Source organism: Hymenobacter properus (assembly GCF_015694735.1).
In the GTDB taxonomy this organism is placed as follows: Bacteria; Bacteroidota; Bacteroidia; order Cytophagales; family Hymenobacteraceae; genus Hymenobacter; species Hymenobacter properus.
In genome coordinates this window covers 67,050-84,240 of sequence record NZ_JADQDP010000005.1, presented here as the reverse complement: position 1 = coordinate 84,240, position 17,191 = coordinate 67,050, and the positions used below count along the sequence as shown (strand labels likewise).

Below are 17,191 nucleotides of genomic sequence, written 5' to 3'. Positions count from 1 at the left end.
GCTCAGGATGACAGATGACAGCAGCGCCAACCCTAATTCAACTACTTTTGCAGTCTTGTTTCGGCATCTCCTATTTCATGGCTCTCGACCTCAACCACAAATCCATCCTTGTCACGGGCGGCACCGGCTCTTTCGGCAAGCAATTCGTGCGCACCGTTTTCGAACAATTTCCGCAGGTGAAGCGCCTCGTGGTGTTCTCGCGCGACGAGCTGAAGCAGTACGAAATGAGCCAGGAGTTCAGCCCGGCCAAGTACCCGGCCATCCGCTATTTCATTGGCGATGTGCGCGACCCGCAGCGCCTGCACCGTGCCTGCGAAGGTATCGACATCGTGATTCACGCCGCGGCCCTCAAGCAGGTGCCCGCCGCTGAGTACAACCCGATGGAGTGCATCAAAACCAATATTTTCGGCGCCGAAAACGTTATCAACGCCGCCCTCGACTGCGGCGTGAAAGACGTGGTGGCCCTGAGCACCGACAAGGCCGCCGCCCCCATCAACCTCTACGGCGCCACCAAGCTGTGCTCCGATAAGCTCTTCGTGGCCGCCAACAACATGAAGGGCGCCCGCGACCTGCGTTTCTCGGTGGTGCGCTACGGCAACGTGATTGGCTCGCGCGGCTCGGTGGTGCCGTTCTTCTTGCAGGAGCGCCACAAGGGCGTGCTGCCCATCACCCACCCCGACATGACGCGCTTCAACATCTCGCTCGAAGAGGGCGTGGACTTGGTGCTATACGCGTTGGAACACGCTTGGGGCGGCGAGATTTTTGTGCCGAAAATTCCGAGCTATAAAATCACGGAAGTGGCCCGCGCCATTGGGCCGGAGTGCGAGCAGCGCATCGTGGGCATCCGTCCCGGCGAGAAGCTGCACGAGGCCATGATAACGGAAACCGACGCCCTCAGCACTGTGGAGTTGGACCGCTACTACGTCATCCTGCCCTCGATGCCGACCTGGGACGTGGAGAAATTCATCAAAGAGTTCAACGGGCAGCGCGTGCCGCTGGGCTTCTACTACGACTCGGCCAACAACGAGGAATGGCTCGATGCGGAGCAGATTCGCGAGGAAATCCGCCTGCACGTGGACGCCGATTTTACGGTGTAATCTTGTAGACTAGTGACTGACCACAGCTCCTAGTCAATTTTCCTAGGAACAAGCTAACAGCTAACAGCCAATGGCTAACAGCTCATCCATTTCAACGCCCTCTCGCCCCCTGCCCTACGGCCGGCAGCACATCACCGACGCCGACGTGGCCGCCGTGGTGGCTGCCCTGCACGCCGACTACCTCACCCAGGGGCCCACGGTGGGCAAGTTTGAAAAACACTTCGCCGAGTACATCGGGGCTAAGTATGCCGTGGCCGTGAGCAACGGCACGGCTGCCCTGCACCTGTGCGCCCTGGCTCTGAACGTGCAGCCCGGGCAGAGCGTCATCACCACGCCCCTCACCTTTTCGGCCTCGGCCAACTGCGTGCGCTACTGCGGCGGCGAGGTGCACTTTGCCGACATCGACCCGGCCACCGGGCTGATTGATTTGCAGAAAGTGCGGGCCCTGCTCGAAGCGCACCCGAAGGGCTATTTCACGGGGTTGATTCCGGTGGATTTTGCCGGGCTGGCCGTGAACCTGGAAGAAGCGCGTCGGCTGGCCGACGATTTTGGCCTCTGGATAATTGAGGATGCCTGCCACGCGCCGGGCGGCTTTTTTATCGATTCCCAGGGCCGGGAGCAGCGCTGCGGCAACGGCTACTTTGCCGACCTGGCCATCTTCAGCTTTCACCCCGTGAAGCACATTGCCACCGGCGAGGGCGGCATGATTACCACCAACTCTGAGCAGCTGTTCCACCACCTGCTGCGCCTGCGCACCCACGGCATCACCCGCGACCCGGCCGACCTGGTGCGCGAGCCCGATGGTGGCTGGTACATGGAGATGCAGGAGCTGGGCTACAACTACCGCTTGCCCGATTTCAACTGCGCCCTCGGCCTGAGCCAGCTCGCCCGCGCCGATGAAGGCCTGGCCCGCCGTCGCCAGCTGGCCGCCCGCTACGATGCCGCCTTTGCCCCGATGCCCGGTGTGACCGTGCTGGCCCCAGCCACGCCCGGCCACGCCTACCACCTCTACGTCATTCAAGTAGAACGGCGGCGCGAGCTGTATGACTTTCTGAAAACCAAGCAGATATTTGCGCAGGTGCATTATATCCCCGTGCACCGCATGCCTTACTACGAGGCGCTGGGCTGGCGCGCGGGCGACTTCCCCCTCGTAGAAAACTATTATGCCCACTGCCTGAGCATCCCCATGTTTCCGACGCTGACCGATGCGGAGCAGGACTACGTGGTGGCGTGCATCCGGGAGTTTGTTGAAGCGCCCCATGCCCGCTGATATAGTTGCCACCGATGCCCGGGATTTATCCGGCCGCCTCGCGCTGGGCACCGTGCAGTTCGGCCTTGACTACGGCATCAACAACACCGCCGGCCGGCCTGACGACGCTACGGTGGCCGAAATCCTGCACACCGCCCAGGCCGCCGGCATCACCTTACTGGACACGGCCTCTGCGTACGGCGACAGCGAAACCCGCTTGGGTCACTGGCTAAGCCAAGCCCAGCCGGAGCAGAAGCCGTTTGAGTTGGTGACCAAGCTGGCCGCGGGGCCAGCCGGGCACGTGTGGCATGCGTTGCAGACCTCGCTAAAACGCTTGCGGCAGCCGTCGGTTTATGGGGTGCTGTTCCACCAGTTCGCGGGCTTTCGCGACAAGCCGGCGGCCTGGGAGGTATTGTGCGATGCGCAGACGGAGGGGCTGGTGCAGCGCATTGGCGTGTCGCTCTACCATCCGGAGGAAGCCGAATGGCTGCTGGCCAACCCCATGGGCGTGAGCCTGGTGCAACTACCTTTCAATGTGCTCGACCAACGGTTTGGGCCATTGCTACCGGCTTTGCAGCAGGCGGGGATTGAAGTGCATGTGCGGTCGGCTTTCCTGCAAGGGCTGCTGCTGCGCGACCCAGTCACGCTGCCGGCATTCTTTGCGCCGCTTGCGCCGAAAATCCGGCAGTTGCGGGCGCTGGCCCAGCGCGCAGGCATCCCGCTGGCGAGCTTGCTGCTGCTGTTTGCGGCTTATGCGCCGGGCGTGGCCCGCGCAGTTATTGGGGTTGATACCGCGGCCAACCTCCGTGAAAACCTGGCGGCGGGCGCTTACACGGCCCCGGCCGAGCAGCTTCGGCCGGAACTGCAGCAGTTGGCCGAAGAAACCACCAAATTTATTTTGCCCTACACATGGCCGCCTCGCTCCTAGCCTCATACGCCAATATTTTCGACCTGACCGGCCGGTTGGTTCTTATTACCGGCGGCTATGGGCACCTGGGCCGTGGCGTGGTGCGTGGCCTGCTGGCGCATGGGGCCACGGTAGTGGTGTTGGGGCGCGACGAAGGCCAGTTCAAAGAGACGTTTGCTGCGGAAATTCAAGCCGGAGCGCTGCATTTTGAAAGCTGCGACGTGGCATCCACGCCATCGGTGCAGGCGGCGCTGGCGGCCTGCCGGGCGCGGCACGGACTACCGCACGTCCTCATCAACAACGCCGTGTACGGCGCCGGCCAGCAGCCCGACGCGCTGACCGATGAGCAGTTTGCCCGCAACCTCGACGGGTCGGCGGGCAGCGCCTACCGCTGCCTGCGCGAGGCGCTGCCCTACCTGCGCGAAAACGGCGGCGGCAAAATCATCAACGTGGCCTCGATGTACGGCATGGTGGCGCCCGATTTTGCCGCCTACAACGAGTACCCGCAGTTCCTAAACCCGCCGCACTATGGCGCCGCCAAAGCGGCTGTTATTCAGCTCACCAAGTATTTTGCCTCCTACCTAGGCCCCGAAAACATTCAGGTGAACTGCGTGTCGCCGGGCCCGTTTCCGACTGAAGGCGTGCAGGCCGAGGCCGGCTTCGTGGCGGAACTGCAAAAACGCAACCCCCTGGGCCGCATCGGCCGGCCCGAAGACCTGGCCGGGGCTTTTGTGTACCTGAGCGCGGCAGCTTCCGATTACGTTACCGGCCACAACCTAGTGGTGGACGGCGGCTGGACCATTCGTTAATCTTGCTATGACTTCTTCCTGGCCCGTGCGTGTCGTCGTTGTCATTCAGGCACGCATGAACTCCTCCCGTCTGCCCGGCAAGGTGTTGCTGCCTTTGCCACTTTCTTCCGAAACCACGGTGCTGGGGCACGTGGTGGCGCGTGCCAAGCGAGTGGTGCCGAGCCCGCAAGTAGTGGTGGCCACCTCCACCCTGGCGGCCGACGACGCCGTGGCGGCGGCCGCACTGGCCTTGAATGTAGGTGTGTTTCGGGGGGATGAGCAGGATGTGCTGGCGCGTTTTGTGGGCGCCGCGGCGGCCCATCAGGCCGAGGTAGTGGTGCGCATCACGTCTGACAACCCGGCCCTCGACCCGGCCTTCATGCGCGCAGCCGTAACCCACCACCTCGCCACCCAAGCCGATTACACCCTCACCACTGGCTTGCCCCTGGGCACCAACGTGGAAGTGATTACAACGACTGCCCTGCGCCAGGCCGCGGCCGAGGCTACGCGCCCCGAAGAACGGGAACACGTGACGCCCTACCTGCGCCGCCACCCCGAGCTTTTTCGGCTCCAAACGCTGCCGCTGACCGTGCCGCCCGCCGTGGCCGACCTGCGCCTCACCGTCGATTACCCCAGCGACTATGCGCTGCTTCACCTACTGTTTTCAGAATTGCCGGCCGATTTTTCGCTGACCGACCCGGCCGGCCTGCCCGCGCTGCTGGCCCGGCATCCGTGGCTGGCCGCCATTAACAACGCCAACGCCCAGGTGCAGCCCTAAGCCGCTCAGCGGGGTTGCGTGAAGGTTAAAAGCGACGGAACGCGGCAGGCTCAGAATATCGTGGCATTTTTGCACCCCGATTCATTCCGATTTCGCCCTCATGTCCTCCCCTTTTTCCGTCCTGAGCGGGGCCCCGGCCGCCGAGCAGACGCGCCGCGAAAACTTCGCCCAAACTCTGCGCGAGTCGCCGGTGCCCAACACCGAGTTGCTCAACAACCTGGGCCTGTACCTGAACCGGCAGACGCTCTCGCGCCTGCTGTTCTTTACGGAGCTGTACCAGCAAATCATTCCGGTGCACGGCGTGGCCATGGAGTTTGGCGTGCGCTGGGGCCAGAACCTGGCGCTGCTGCACGCGTTGCGAGGCATTTACGAGCCGTTCAACTACAACCGCAAAATCATTGGCTTCGACACGTTTGGCGGCTTTCCGTCCGTTGATGCCAAGGACGGGGACCGGGTGAAGGCCGGCGACTACGGCGTGACCGAGAACTACCAGGAATACCTGACCCAAATACTGGCCCAGCACGAGCAGGACAGCCCCATCCCACACAAGCGCAAGTTTGAACTGGTGGCCGGCGACGCCTCCGAAACCGTGCCCCGCTATCTACGCGACCACCCCGAAACCGTCATTGCCTTCGCTTATTTCGATTTCGACATTTACGCTCCCACTAAGGCCTGCCTCGAAGCCATCCGGCCGCGCCTGACCAAGGGCGCCATTGTGGCGTTTGATGAGCTGAACTGCCCGGAGTTTCCGGGCGAGACACTGGCTTTTGACGAAGTGTTTGGCGTGGCCAACTACGCTCTACGCCGCAGCCCTCTCAACCCGCTGATTTCATATCTGGTGGTGTAAGCGCTTCATGATGATTTAAATACGTCATGCTGAGCGGACCGCAGCATGACCGTTTCATAACTACTGTCATGACCACCTACCGCCCCCTTTCCCAAGCTGAGTACCGCTGGCAGGACTACCAGCTCGTGCCCATTCGGTACGAAGACCGGGAGCCCATTCGCGCCTGGCGAAACGCCCAGCTGCAAGTGCTGCGCCAGGCCGCCCCACTCAGCGCCGAGCAGCAGGACGCTTATTTCAAGCGTGTGGTGCTGCCTCTATTTGAGCAGGAGCAACCAGGTCAGCTACTGTTTTCGCTGCTGCACCGCGGCGAGTTGGTGGCTTATGGCGGCCTCGTGCACATTTCCTGGGCCGACCTGCGCGCTGAAGTCTCCTTCCTGGTAGAACCCGGACGGGCGGCCGATGCCGCGACTTATCGGGAGGACTTTCGGGCGCACTTGCGGCTGCTGGGGCAGGTGGCATTTGAAGGCCTGAAATTCAACCGCTTGTTTACTGAAACCTACGACATCCGGCCGGCGCACGTGGCCATTCTCGAAGAATGCGGCTTCCGGCTGGAAGGGCGGCTGCGGCAGCACGTACAGCTCGCGCCGGGTACTTTTGCCGACTCACTGATGCACGGCCAACTGGCCACCGACTATGCCAAAGCCTTTAGCTCTGCCTTTTAAACGAATTTTTATCAGCGGCGGAGCCGGCGTTATCGGCCAGGAAATGGTGCGCCGGCTGGCCACGTTGCCCAACGACATCGAGGTGCTGGTGGGCGACCTCAAGCCCCGGCCCGCCGATTTTCCGGCCCGCTTTAGGTACCGGCAGGGCGACCTGAACTTCCTCACCGAGCAGGAAATTGGCGCGTTTGCGCCCGAGGTATTCATTCACCTGGCCGCCACCTTTGAGCGCTCGACGGAAAGCTACGGCTTTTGGGAGGAGAACTTCCGTCACAACGTGCAGCTCAGCCACCACCTCATGACGGTGCAAAAGGACCTGCACTCGCTACGCCGCGTGGTGTTTGCCAGCAGCTACCTCATCTACGACCCCGAGCTCTACAACTTCGCCGAAGTGCCGGCCCAGCCCCGCAGCCTGCGCGAAACCGACCCCATCCTGCCCCGCAACCTGACGGGCATGGCCAAACTGGCCCATGAAATTGAGTTACGCTTTTTGCAAACCTTCCGGGGGGAGCAGTTTAGCACGGCCATCCCGCGCATTTACCGCGGCTACGGGCGCAACGGACGCGACATCACCTCGCGCTGGGTGCGCATGCTGCTGGCCGGCGAGGAAATCACGGTGTATGGCGCCGAGTCGTTCTTCGACTACCTCTACGCCGCCGACACGGCCGAGGGCCTGCTCCGCTTGGCCGCCGCCGAAACCGTGACGGGTATCATCAACCTGGGCACCGGCCGCGCCCGCCGCGTGTCCGACGTCGTGGACGTGCTGAAGCAAAACTTCCCAAACCTGCGCGCCAAATACGTGGCCTCGGACATTCCTTTTGAAGCTTCGCAGGCCGATATGACGCTATGGAGCAGCCAGATAGACTGGTTGCCGCCGACCTCGCTGGAGGAAGCCATTCCCGAAATTATTGCCTTTGAGCGCGCCCGGCAGGAAACGCCCGCCGCCAAAGCACCGGGCCACGTGCTCATCAGCAGCGTGGCGGCCAAGGTGCCGCTGGTGCAAGCCGTGCGCGCCGCCGCGCAGCGTCTGCACCCCGATGTGAAAGTCATCGGCGGCGACATGAACCCCGCTTGCCTGGCCCGGCACTTCACCGACGATTTCTGGCTGATGCCCGCCACCGCCGACGCCCATCTGGAAGAAATTATTACCCACTGCCGGGCCCACGGCATTGCCCACGTCATCCCCACGCGCGACGGCGAGCTGGCTTTCTGGAGCCGACACCGTGCGGCGCTGGCCGAGGCCGGCATTGCCGTGCTGGTGAGCGAGCCGGAAGCGGTGACGCGCTGCCTCGACAAGCTTGAATTCGAAGTGTTTGGCCGCGAAAACGGCTTGCCCGTCATTCCTACCGCGTTGGGGCTCGATGGGCTGGCTGCTAATGCGCAAAGCCTTGGCACTACCGGCTTCGTGGTGAAGGAGCGGCACGGCGCTGGCTCGCTGAGCCTGGGGCTGAACCTGCCCGAGGCCGCCGCCCTGGCCCACGCCCGCTCGCTGGAGGAACCGGTTTTTCAGCCCTTCATCAGCGGCCAGGAAATCAGTGTGGATGCCTACGTGGACCGCACGGGCCAGGTGCGTGGCCTGGTGCCGCGCACCCGCGATGTAATTGTGCGCGGCGAGTCGCAGGTAACGACGACAATTTCCGACCCGGCATTGGTGGCCCGCCTTATTCCCATCGTGGAGAAGCTTGGCTTGTATGGTCCGCTGGTGCTGCAAGCCCTGCTCACGTCCGATGGCGGCCTGCACCTCATTGAGTGCAACTGCCGCTTCGGCGGCGCCTCCACGCTGGGCGTTGCGGCCGGGGTCGATTCGTTTTTCTGGTTTTTGCAGGAAGCCGCCGGGGCCGATTTGAGCCAGTTTCCGTTCCGGCCGGCTGCTGGGCCTTTGCGCCAGGTGCGCGCCGCGGCCGATGTGGTAACCGCAGTGTAAAGACGCCATGCCCGTCCTCGTTTTCGACCTCGATGATACCCTCTACCCCGAGCTCAGCTATGTACACAGCGGCTTTCGGGCAGTAGCGGCGTTTCTGAGCCCGCTGCTGGGCGTGCCGGCCGAGACGCTGGCGGCCGGCATAATAGCCGAGGAAGCCGCGCAGGGCCGGGGGCAGGTATTTGATAATGTGCTGCGCCAGCACGGCCATTGGAGCAAGGCGCTCGTAGCCGCCTGCCTGCGCGCCTACCGCCAGCATCTTCCTACATTCAGCCTTTACTCCGACGCCGAGCGTTGCCTAACGCGCTTCGCCGACTGGCCGCTCTACCTCGTCACCGATGGGCACAAGGAAGTGCAGGCCCGCAAGGTGGCCGCACTGGGGCTGGCCGGCCGGGTGCGCCACGCCTACCTCACCAACCGCTACGGCCGCCACCGCGCCAAGCCCGACCCGCACGTGTTCCAGCTGATTTGCCGGCGCGAAAAGGTCGAACCCAACCAGGTTATCTACGTGGGCGACAACGTGCGCAAGGATTTCGTGGGCATCAAGCCATTGGGGTTTCGCACGGTGCGCATCCTGCGCGGCAACTACGCCCACTACGAAGCCGATGCGGCCCATGAAGCCGACCGGCGCATTCACTCGCTGGATGAGCTGACGGCGGAATTCGTAGCTGATTTATTGCGCTAAACCGCCACCACTGCCTACTGTGGCAAGGGGCTGTGGCCAGCGTTGCCGGGTGCAGGCCCTGCGGATGCTCACCGAGCAAACAGGTCGCGGAAGGCGCGCTTGCAGCCCAGCCATAAGCCGAGTTCGGGCATTAGCTTGGGCCCCAACGTGAGGCAGAGGCGGTCGGGCGCGGAGAGGTCATGCTCCTGTACCGAACGGTCACGGCCCACTCCCGTTCAGGCAGTTAGGGCTGCTTGCTCAGGTATATGCGGTAGTTGGTTTTCGTTGGGCCATAGCGCAGGTACAGGGTGTCTTGCCGCGAGGTAGGTACGTTGTATTGATAGAAACCATCGAGCGCCGTGGACTGGGACGACTGCTCGTCTTTGAAATAAGCAGTTTCGCCGCCCAAATTCAGCTGCATGTATTCGTAGCCAAACTTGCGAAACCCGGGGCTCCAGGGCTCACTGGGCCGGCCCACGTCGTTGCCGCTTCCCCAGAGGTGAATGTGAATGTCCGAATCAAATTCATTTTCCGTCACCTGAAAGCCAACCGAGCGGATATTTTTCAGATTGCGGCGGTAATTGTCATACAACTCCCATCCACTAGTTATTTCTATATCTACGGCACTGTCTATCCCTGTCAACCTCCCTTTCCTGACAACATAACCGCTGGTTATTTCCACCGTTGAATCACTGTCCATCCCCACCAATCTTCCTCGCCTAACGACCATGGCCGCTTCGCTTGGGTAGGGGAAGCGGTGGTTGTACCGTTGCGCAAAGGTGAAATCGGGGATTTCCTCCACCACGAAGTGCGGGTTGCTGAGCGCCGGAAAGCCGCGCCAGTCGGGATGGCGGTCTACGTAGGGCAGGCGGTAGCCCAGCGCAAAGCATATTGCTATCCAAACCATTAGCCCACCCGCCAACCGCCACATCGTGCGCGGATGGGCCCGGGCCACCCGGGCCACGAAATGTAATAAGGAGCGCACAGTCATGGTATAGGCCGCAAAGTAAATCATTGCGAAACAGCCTTGCCTAGCCAAAGTAGTACCTTTGCGCAGCATATTGGCTTTACCTGAACATGACCGAAATCACCATCGGCGGCCGCTTGGTCGGCCCCGCGCACAAGCCGTTTATCATCGCCGAAATGTCGGGCAACCACAACCAGAGCCTCGAACGCGCCCTGGCCCTGGTGGATGCCGCCGCTGCGGCCGGCGTCGATGCCCTCAAGCTCCAGACCTACACCGCCGATACCATCACCATGGACACTGGCTTCGCCATCGACGAAGAAGGCCAGAGCCTGTGGGAAGGCAAAAACCTCTACCAGCTCTACCAGGAAGCCCACACACCCTGGGAGTGGCACGCCGAGCTATTTGCCCGGGCCCGGCAGCATGGCATGCTGGCCTTCAGCTCCCCGTTTGACGAGACGGCGGTGGATTTTCTGGAAACGCTGGACGTGCCAGCCTACAAAATTGCCTCCTTCGAAAATGCCCACTGGCCGCTGCTGCGCAAAGTAGCCGCCACCGGCAAGCCCGTGATTGTGAGCACTGGGGCCGCCACCCTGGCCGAGATTGACGACGCCGTGCGGGTGCTGCGCGAGGCCGGCTGCCGCGAGCTGGTGCTGCTGAAGTGCACCAGCACCTACCCCGCCTCCCCCGCCAACACTAACCTGCGCACCATTCCGGTGCTGGCCGAAACCTTCGGCTGCCCCATTGGCCTAAGCGACCACACCATGGGCGTGGGTGCCAGCGTGGCGGCCGTGGCTTTGGGCGCCTGCGTCATCGAGAAGCACTTCACCACCAGCCGCGCCGAGGGCGGCGTGGACTCCGCCTTCTCCCTGGAGCCCCACGAGCTGAAGCTGCTAGTGGAGGAAACCGAGCGCGCCCACCAGGCGCTGGGCGGCGTGCAGCTCTGCATCCAGACTGGCGAGGAAAAAAGCCGGCTCTACAAGCGAAGCATCTACGTGGCCAAGCCCATTGCGGCAGGCGAGGAATTGACGACGGACAACCTGAAAATCATCCGCCCCGGCGACGGGCTATGGCCGCGTCACTGGGAAACTGTGCTAGGCCGCAAGGCCACACAAGCCCTCAAGCCCGGCACGCCGCTCACGTGGGACGTTATCTAGGGTAAGAGGGGTTAGTTTAGCTAGGATTTCAGGTTTCGAACGCATGTCAATTACGCCAACAGAAACGACTCCTACCCCCATACCCTCTTACCCTCCTACCCTAACCAAGCGCCTGCGCGATATCCTGCAGCTGCGCTTTTCCGACGTGTATGCGTCGTTGCCGGCGGCGGCTATGGCCAGCATTTCGCCCGCCAACCCGCTGAAGCGGCTGGCGCGGGTGCTGGGCTACGCGGGCCTGCGGTTGCTGGGCAACGTCTTTCGGCCCATCCAGAACCCCGAAAACCTGCACGACAAGGTGTGGCTCTACGTGGTGAGTGCCAACAACTACGACGCACTCTCCTTCCTCAAAGAAGCCCGCCCCGACGCTGTATTGCTGGCCGGGCAGGCCAAGAACATCGGGCGCTACAACGGAGCCGTGAATCGGCTTTCACTGCGTCGCAAACTGCTGTATTACTGGCAATTTCCGCTGGTATTCATCGGGCTGCTGCGCTCGGAGGGCCGGCGGGCGTGGCGGTATTTCGACTTTATTTTCTACGCCATCGGCTACTACGAGGTGTACCGGCGGGCCTTGCGCCACTACCGCCCGCGCGCCGTGGTGTTTTCCAACGACCACAACGACGACACCCGCTCGCTGCTGCTGGCCTGCCGGGCCGAGGGCGTGCCCACGGCCTACATTCAGCACGCCAGCGTGAGCACCAGCTTCCCGCCTCTGGGCTTCGACCTCAGCCTGCTCGAAGGCCAGGACGCCCTGGACAAGTACCGGCAGTGTGGTCCGGTGCAGGGCCGTGTAGAGCTAGTGGGCATGCCCAAAGCGGATGCTTTTCTGGGGCAGAAGAACATAAAGCCGTCGGTGGCGCGGGTAGGACTAGCCTGCAACGTGCACGACCCGCTGCCAGCTCTGACCGAAACCCTTGCCTACCTCATAAAAGAGTTGCCGGACTTATCCTTCACCCTGCGCCCGCACCCGAGCGACCCACGCGATTTTGGCCCGTTGGGCCGGGCGTTGCCCACGCTGCAATGGTCTGATTCGAAGCGGGAGAACGTGTTTGCATTTTTGCAACAGCACGATGCCCTGATTGCTGCCGACACTTCCACGCATCTGGAGGCCACCCTCCTCAACCTAGCCAGCATCTATTACCGCTTCAGCGCCCACGCTGCTGTCAACGACTACTATGGCTATGTGGCCCACGGCCTAATAGATGCGGCCCAGAGCCTGACCGAACTTAAATCCTTACTGCTTCAATATCAGGCCGACAAACCTACCGACCTATTCCGACGCGCTGCCTACTACAACGCCACCATCGGAACACAATATGAAGGTTATAGCCAAGTGCTTGCGCTTCGGTACATATCCGAATGGCTGGCGTAGCTTTGCTATCTTGATTCAATTCAACTTAGTTCTGTTATGCCTATGTGGTCTACTTTTACGCGTGTTCTTAATACGTGCCCATTATGCAGAGTTGTTGTAGCTTTTATACTTCTGACAAACTGCATCTCATCGGCCCGCGCGCAAACATTACCTGGCCCAGGCAACACCTTGTCTTTCAACGGTTTTAGCAGCTATATTAACTGCGGCACCAACAACCGAGGTGTTACTAATCAGGTCACGGTTGAGGCTTGGATAAAAACAACCAGCAGCGCCTACCAGTGGATAGTGGGAAAATACTATAACTCACTGTTAGAAGAGAAAGGCTACCACCTCGCCATTCTGGGTGGTAATGCTTACTTCAATGGTCGCATCGGCATCGGACAATACATGTCTTCAGGGGCCTCCACGGCCCGTATCGACGACGGCAAGTGGCACCACCTGGCTGGGGTGTGCAACTTCAGCACTTGGCAGATTTACGTGGATGGCGTGCTGGAGAACTCAGCAGCCTTTCCGGCGTCTCAATCGGACCTTACCACCAGCACGTCCTTAGTTATTGGCTGCTACGATGTGCAAAGTGGGCAGTATTTTAACGGCGACCTCGACGAAGTGCGGGTGTGGCGCACAGCACGCACGGCCACCGAAATTCGGGACAACATGTGCCGCAAGTTTGCCACGGCCCCGGCTTCTCTCGTGGCCTACTATCGACTCGACCAAAACAGTGGCCTTGCAGCCATCGACAATGGCACCGTGCCTACTAACGCGGCTCTGCTTAACATCAGCGGGTCTTGGCACCTCTCTGGTGCGCCGCTGGGCGACGCCAGCGCCAACCTCTACCCTAGCACCTGGCTGGCCGGCAGTAAGGTGGCCCTGGGTACGGCGACCGGTGATTCAGCCATTGTGAGCGGGGTGTCTGCGCAGGCCCGCGGCGTGCATGTTTATGCTATCAATAGCGCCCCATCCATTGCGCCACCGGGCCAATCGGCGCCGCCTTACTTTGGAGTGTTTACGACCGGTACATCCAACGCCACCAACACTTACACGCTTCGACTCCGGCCCAGCACCGGCCCGGCCTGCCGCAATGCCTTCACTCGCATCAGCAACGAATTGGCTTGGACGCTGCCGCCCCAGCTTCCCGCCACGGTCACTTCGCTGCTGGTTCCCAATGCACTGTACCGGGGCGAATATATCTTCACGCAAGGCACCGCCATCCCAGCCTCTATCATAGGCGATTCGGTGCTGTGTGCCGGCACGAGCAGCACGCAGCTGAGCGCCATCGCCCCTTCGGGTGCCAGCTTTTTGTGGAGCACAGGTGCTACCACTGCCACGCTGTCGAACGTGGTTCCGGGCACCTACTCCGTCACCATTACTTTCGCAGGAGGGTGCTCACGCGTGTTGAGGCGCACCGTGCAAGCCGTGCCAACCCCAACGGTGACTATCACGGGCGACTCCCTGCTCTGCCCTAGCACTTCTACCTTGTTGACGGCGGCCGCTCCCGGCGCCACGGGCTACCGCTGGAATACCGGTGCTACCACGGCCACGCTCGCTGTGCCCCAGGCCGGAACTTACACCGTAACGGTCACTTATGGGCAAGGGTGCACCACCACCAGCCGCCGGCAGGTGCGCTTCATTGCCTTACCGTCGGCGGCCATCATCGGCGACTCTGTGCTGTGCGGCAACGCCACCACCCAACTTACTGTTAGCACCACAGGGGCAGCCACCTATCTGTGGAACAATGGCGCCACCACGGCCACGCTCCTCAATGTCCCCGCCGGTACATATACCGTCACGGTCAGCTTCGCCACGGGCTGCGCCCGGATTCTTCGGCGTACCGTCCGGGCACTGCCCATTCCTGCCGTAGTCATCACCGGCGACTCAGTGCTTTGTGCCGGTGCCACTACCAGCCTGACAGCCACAGCGAATGGCGCAGTTGGCTACCTTTGGAATACCGGTGCCACCACTGCAAGCATATCTGGGACATTGCCAGGCATTTACACGGTTACGACTACGTTTGCTACCGGCTGTACCCGTGTGGTACGACGCACGGTGCGCGCGCTAGCTGTACCGGCCATCGCCATTACTGGCGATTCTACCATCTGTCCCGGGACTAGTACTCTGATTACCGCTACTGCCCCGGGCGCAACCGGCTATCGCTGGAGCAATGGCGCCACTACGCCGGGTCTGACCATCTCGCAGCCCGGTATGTATACCGTGACCGTAAGCTATGGTACGGGTTGTACCACATCTGCACGCCGCGAGGTGCGCCTCAACGCTGTACCGAGCGCCACCATTACTGGCGACTCCCTGATATGCGCCGGCGGCACCACGCAGCTCAGCGTGGCCACTGCTGGCAGCGCGGCCTATCGGTGGAGCACGGGGGCTACCACGGCCGCGGTAAGTGTGGTACCGGGCACGTATTCGGTTACCCTCACTTTCAGTAATGGCTGCACACGCCTGCTTCGCCGCACGGTGCGGGCGGTACCTGTGCCCGCGCTGGCCATCACCGGCGACTCGGTGCTGTGCGCCGGCAGCAGCACCACCCTCACCGTGGTTTCCAGCGGCACGGCCACCTTTCGGTGGAGCACCGGCGCCACCACGCCGGGCATTTACAACGTGCTGCCGGGCACCTACAGCGTGACCGTCACTTACGGCTCAGGCTGCGTGCGCGTGCTGCAGCGCACAGTGCGGGCCTTAGGCGTGCCAAGCATTGCCATCAGCGGCGACTCAACTGTGTGCGCTGGCAATACCACGACCCTGACAGCGACAGCGGCTGGCGCTATTGCCTACCGTTGGAGCACGGGCGCTACCACGGCATCGGCTTTTATAGCCCAGCCCGGTACCTACACCGTGACGGCTACCTACGGCACCGGCTGCATCGTTTCGGCCCGCCGCACGGTGCGGCTCAACGCCATTGGCGCACCAGTGGCTTTCACCCTCGGCGCCGATACCACCCTGTGCGAGGGCGACCAGGTGCTTCTGCAGGGGCCGGCTGGCGCGGCGTACCGCTACCAGTGGTCGGACGGCTCCACCAACCGCCAGCTTGCGGTGCAAACGGCGGGACGCTATACGCTGCGGGTGAGCACGGCCTGCGGCGAGCAAAGCGCCAGCCGCACAGTGGCCGTGACCTCCTGCCTGAAAGTGCCCAATATTGTGACGGCCAACGGCGATAAGCTCAATGACCAATTCAAGGTGCAGGGCCTGAAGGGCGAGGGCTGGGCGCTGGACGTGTACGACCGCTGGGGCCGCGCCGTTTTCCAGACGGCCAACTACCACAATGAGTGGGGCGCCGATGCCGCCCCTGGCGTGTACTACGTGCTGCTGCGCCGGCCCGCCACGGGCTTCGTGTACAAGGGCTGGCTGGAAGTGCTGCGCTAGCGCGCCATCCGAACGGCTATCTTCGCGGCCTATGGTGGCTCCGAGTCTCCCTGCATTGCCAACTCCGGCCACGGCGGTGGTCACACCCGTGGCGCGGCTGGCGTATGTGCTGCAGCATTTCTGGCAAGCGTACCCTAGCGCCCGGCAGGTGGCCATCGGCTACGAGCCTGCGCCGGCTGGCGTGACAGTGCTGGTCGGTGCGGGGTCCTTTTTTTCCGAAAAGGCCCCCTACCCGCCTGCGCCCACTTGGCGCAACTGGGGCGGCCAGCCGGTTCCTTTCTTCTTCGATGCCGCCCCAGATGCGCCGCTGCTGGCGCTGCTACCCGGCGCTGCCACGATTAATGTTGACGTCATCGCGGCAGCTTTTTACCTGCTTAGTGGCTGGCAGGAATACTTTTCGCCGGAGCGCGACTGGCACGGCCGCTTTCCCTACGCCGCTAGCGTGCAGAAACTGTTTGGCTTCGTGGCTGTGCCGGTGGTCAACTATTATTTCGAGGTGCTGAAAACGGCAGTGGAGCATGTATTGGGGCAGCCATTGCCACCGCGCCGCTGGCGGGGAGCCGCTTTCGCCGGTTTTATCACGCACGACATCGACAGCTTGCACGGCGGCTGGGGCACGGCCCTGCGGGGAGCGCTGCGGCGGGGGAACCCCATTGAGGCCGGGCGGACGCTTCTGGGTAAGGCTACGGGCCAGCCCGCTCCTTGGAACAATCTGGAACAGGTGCAGGCGACCACGGCCAGCTTCGGAGCGCCGTCTACCTTTTTCATGCTTGGCAGTCCGCAGCCTGCCCCAAATGGGACGGCCAATGCGGACTATAGCATCAATTCAGCCCTGCTCTACCGGCTCCGCCAGCTGGAAGCCAATGGCTCCGAAACCGCCAGCCACGCCAGCTACGGCACCGCTACCGATACGGCGCGCTTACAAGAAGAAATTGGCCAGTATGATGGGACCAGACCCAACGGCAACCGGTTTCATTATCTATGCTGGGAGCCGCGACATACCCCCAAAGTGGTGGCTCAAACCGGCTTTCGCTACGATTCCACCCTGGGCTTTGCCGAGCATTATGGTTTTCGAAATTCATATTGCTTGCCTTTTTTTCCGTTCGATTTTGAGCACGGCCAAGCCCATACCTTCCTGGAAATTCCGCTCAATGTGATGGATGCCACCTTGCACCATCCCAACTATTTGCAGCTGCAACCGGCCGAAATTCTGCCCGCCCTACGCCCGATGTTTAGAGAAATTGAGCGTTTTGGCGGCGTGGCTACGGTGCTGTGGCACAACGACCATTTCGACCCCGCCAACACTACCACCGGCCCGCGCCAATTCGCCGAAATCATGGGCTACCTGCGGCAACGGGGCGCGGCCTTCTTCACCGGAAGCCAGATTGTAGCCGAACTTTGCGACTTGTAGCATATGCT

Annotated in this window: 14 protein-coding genes; 13 read left to right on the top strand and 1 reads right to left on the bottom strand. The window is 62.1% G+C overall.

Going from position 1 to position 17,191, the window contains the following annotated elements; all coding sequences use genetic code 11:
• Window positions 1-77 precede the first annotated feature (77 nt).
• The 9 genes from pseB (at window position 78) to I2I01_RS20005 (ending at window position 8,931) form a co-directional block, all read left to right on the top strand.
• The gene (gene pseB / locus I2I01_RS20045; protein WP_196288306.1) at window positions 78-1,097 is read left to right on the top strand and encodes a UDP-N-acetylglucosamine 4,6-dehydratase (inverting); all 1,020 of its coding nucleotides are present in this window, start codon (window positions 78-80) and stop codon (window positions 1,095-1,097) included.
• 70 nt (window positions 1,098-1,167) lie between these two features.
• On the top strand, window positions 1,168-2,367 hold the full coding sequence (pseC, locus tag I2I01_RS20040) for a UDP-4-amino-4,6-dideoxy-N-acetyl-beta-L-altrosamine transaminase (RefSeq protein WP_196288305.1): 1,200 nt from the start codon (window positions 1,168-1,170) through the stop codon (window positions 2,365-2,367).
• Entirely contained in the window at window positions 2,357-3,274 is a 918-nt protein-coding gene (locus tag I2I01_RS20035; protein ID WP_196288304.1) for an aldo/keto reductase, read from the top strand. Before pseC ends, I2I01_RS20035 begins: the two co-directional genes overlap by 11 nt.
• Window positions 3,256-4,062 carry an SDR family NAD(P)-dependent oxidoreductase gene (locus I2I01_RS20030; protein WP_211538062.1) on the top strand — a complete coding sequence of 269 codons (807 nt, stop codon included), beginning with the start codon at window positions 3,256-3,258 and terminating at the stop codon, window positions 4,060-4,062. The genes I2I01_RS20035 and I2I01_RS20030 overlap by 19 nt, the downstream gene beginning before the upstream one ends.
• Window positions 4,063-4,069: 7 nt before the next feature.
• Window positions 4,070-4,819, top strand: a complete 750-nt coding sequence (locus I2I01_RS20025; RefSeq protein WP_196288303.1) for a cytidylyltransferase domain-containing protein — start codon at window positions 4,070-4,072, stop codon at window positions 4,817-4,819.
• A 100-nt stretch (window positions 4,820-4,919) separates the two neighbouring features.
• Window positions 4,920-5,666, top strand: coding sequence for a class I SAM-dependent methyltransferase (locus tag I2I01_RS20020; RefSeq protein WP_196288302.1), 747 nt, complete (start codon window positions 4,920-4,922; stop codon window positions 5,664-5,666).
• A gap of 68 nt (window positions 5,667-5,734) precedes the next feature.
• Window positions 5,735-6,328 carry a GNAT family N-acetyltransferase gene (locus tag I2I01_RS20015; protein ID WP_196288301.1) on the top strand — a complete coding sequence of 198 codons (594 nt, stop codon included), beginning with the start codon at window positions 5,735-5,737 and terminating at the stop codon, window positions 6,326-6,328.
• Complete coding sequence (locus tag I2I01_RS20010) at window positions 6,300-8,249, top strand: NAD-dependent epimerase/dehydratase family protein (RefSeq protein ID WP_196288300.1); 1,950 nt, start codon at window positions 6,300-6,302, stop codon at window positions 8,247-8,249. Before I2I01_RS20015 ends, I2I01_RS20010 begins: the two co-directional genes overlap by 29 nt.
• Window positions 8,250-8,256: 7 nt before the next feature.
• Window positions 8,257-8,931, top strand: coding sequence for an HAD family hydrolase (locus I2I01_RS20005; protein ID WP_196288299.1), 675 nt, complete (start codon window positions 8,257-8,259; stop codon window positions 8,929-8,931).
• Between the two features lie 223 nt (window positions 8,932-9,154).
• On the opposite strand, the gene I2I01_RS20000 is transcribed toward I2I01_RS20005, so the two are convergent.
• Complete coding sequence (locus I2I01_RS20000) at window positions 9,155-9,901, bottom strand: hypothetical protein (RefSeq protein ID WP_196288298.1); 747 nt, start codon at window positions 9,899-9,901, stop codon at window positions 9,155-9,157.
• Window positions 9,902-9,987: 86 nt separating this feature from the next.
• On the opposite strand from I2I01_RS20000, the gene pseI reads away from it, so the two are divergent.
• The 4 genes from pseI to I2I01_RS19980 are packed head-to-tail and all read left to right on the top strand — an operon-like array spanning window position 9,988 to window position 17,183.
• Window positions 9,988-11,031: a pseudaminic acid synthase gene (gene pseI, locus I2I01_RS19995; RefSeq protein ID WP_196288297.1), complete on the top strand. Its 1,044-nt coding sequence runs from the start codon at window positions 9,988-9,990 to the stop codon at window positions 11,029-11,031.
• Window positions 11,032-11,074: 43 nt separating this feature from the next.
• Complete coding sequence (locus I2I01_RS19990) at window positions 11,075-12,400, top strand: glycosyltransferase family protein (RefSeq protein WP_211538061.1); 1,326 nt, start codon at window positions 11,075-11,077, stop codon at window positions 12,398-12,400.
• A gap of 36 nt (window positions 12,401-12,436) precedes the next feature.
• Window positions 12,437-15,772, top strand: a complete 3,336-nt coding sequence (locus I2I01_RS19985; RefSeq protein WP_317196902.1) for a LamG-like jellyroll fold domain-containing protein — start codon at window positions 12,437-12,439, stop codon at window positions 15,770-15,772.
• 55 nt (window positions 15,773-15,827) lie between these two features.
• On the top strand, window positions 15,828-17,183 hold the full coding sequence (locus I2I01_RS19980; protein WP_196288295.1) for a DUF7033 domain-containing protein: 1,356 nt from the start codon (window positions 15,828-15,830) through the stop codon (window positions 17,181-17,183).
• Window positions 17,184-17,191: the final 8 nt, after the last annotated feature.

Coding starts and splice junctions, on each gene's coding strand:
- I2I01_RS20025 (WP_196288303.1), top strand. CDS start 4,070: ATGACTTCTTCCTGGCCCGTGCGTGTCGTCGTTGTCATTCAGGCACGC.
- I2I01_RS20000 (WP_196288298.1), bottom strand. CDS start 9,901: ATGACTGTGCGCTCCTTATTACATTTCGTGGCCCGGGTGGCCCGGGCC.
- I2I01_RS20035 (WP_196288304.1), top strand. CDS start 2,357: ATGCCCGCTGATATAGTTGCCACCGATGCCCGGGATTTATCCGGCCGC.
- I2I01_RS20010 (WP_196288300.1), top strand. CDS start 6,300: ATGCCAAAGCCTTTAGCTCTGCCTTTTAAACGAATTTTTATCAGCGGC.
- pseI (WP_196288297.1), top strand. CDS start 9,988: ATGACCGAAATCACCATCGGCGGCCGCTTGGTCGGCCCCGCGCACAAG.
- I2I01_RS20020 (WP_196288302.1), top strand. CDS start 4,920: ATGTCCTCCCCTTTTTCCGTCCTGAGCGGGGCCCCGGCCGCCGAGCAG.
- I2I01_RS20015 (WP_196288301.1), top strand. CDS start 5,735: ATGACCACCTACCGCCCCCTTTCCCAAGCTGAGTACCGCTGGCAGGAC.
- I2I01_RS19990 (WP_211538061.1), top strand. CDS start 11,075: ATGTCAATTACGCCAACAGAAACGACTCCTACCCCCATACCCTCTTAC.
- I2I01_RS20005 (WP_196288299.1), top strand. CDS start 8,257: ATGCCCGTCCTCGTTTTCGACCTCGATGATACCCTCTACCCCGAGCTC.
- pseB (WP_196288306.1), top strand. CDS start 78: ATGGCTCTCGACCTCAACCACAAATCCATCCTTGTCACGGGCGGCACC.
- I2I01_RS20030 (WP_211538062.1), top strand. CDS start 3,256: ATGGCCGCCTCGCTCCTAGCCTCATACGCCAATATTTTCGACCTGACC.
- I2I01_RS19985 (WP_317196902.1), top strand. CDS start 12,437: ATGCCTATGTGGTCTACTTTTACGCGTGTTCTTAATACGTGCCCATTA.
- pseC (WP_196288305.1), top strand. CDS start 1,168: ATGGCTAACAGCTCATCCATTTCAACGCCCTCTCGCCCCCTGCCCTAC.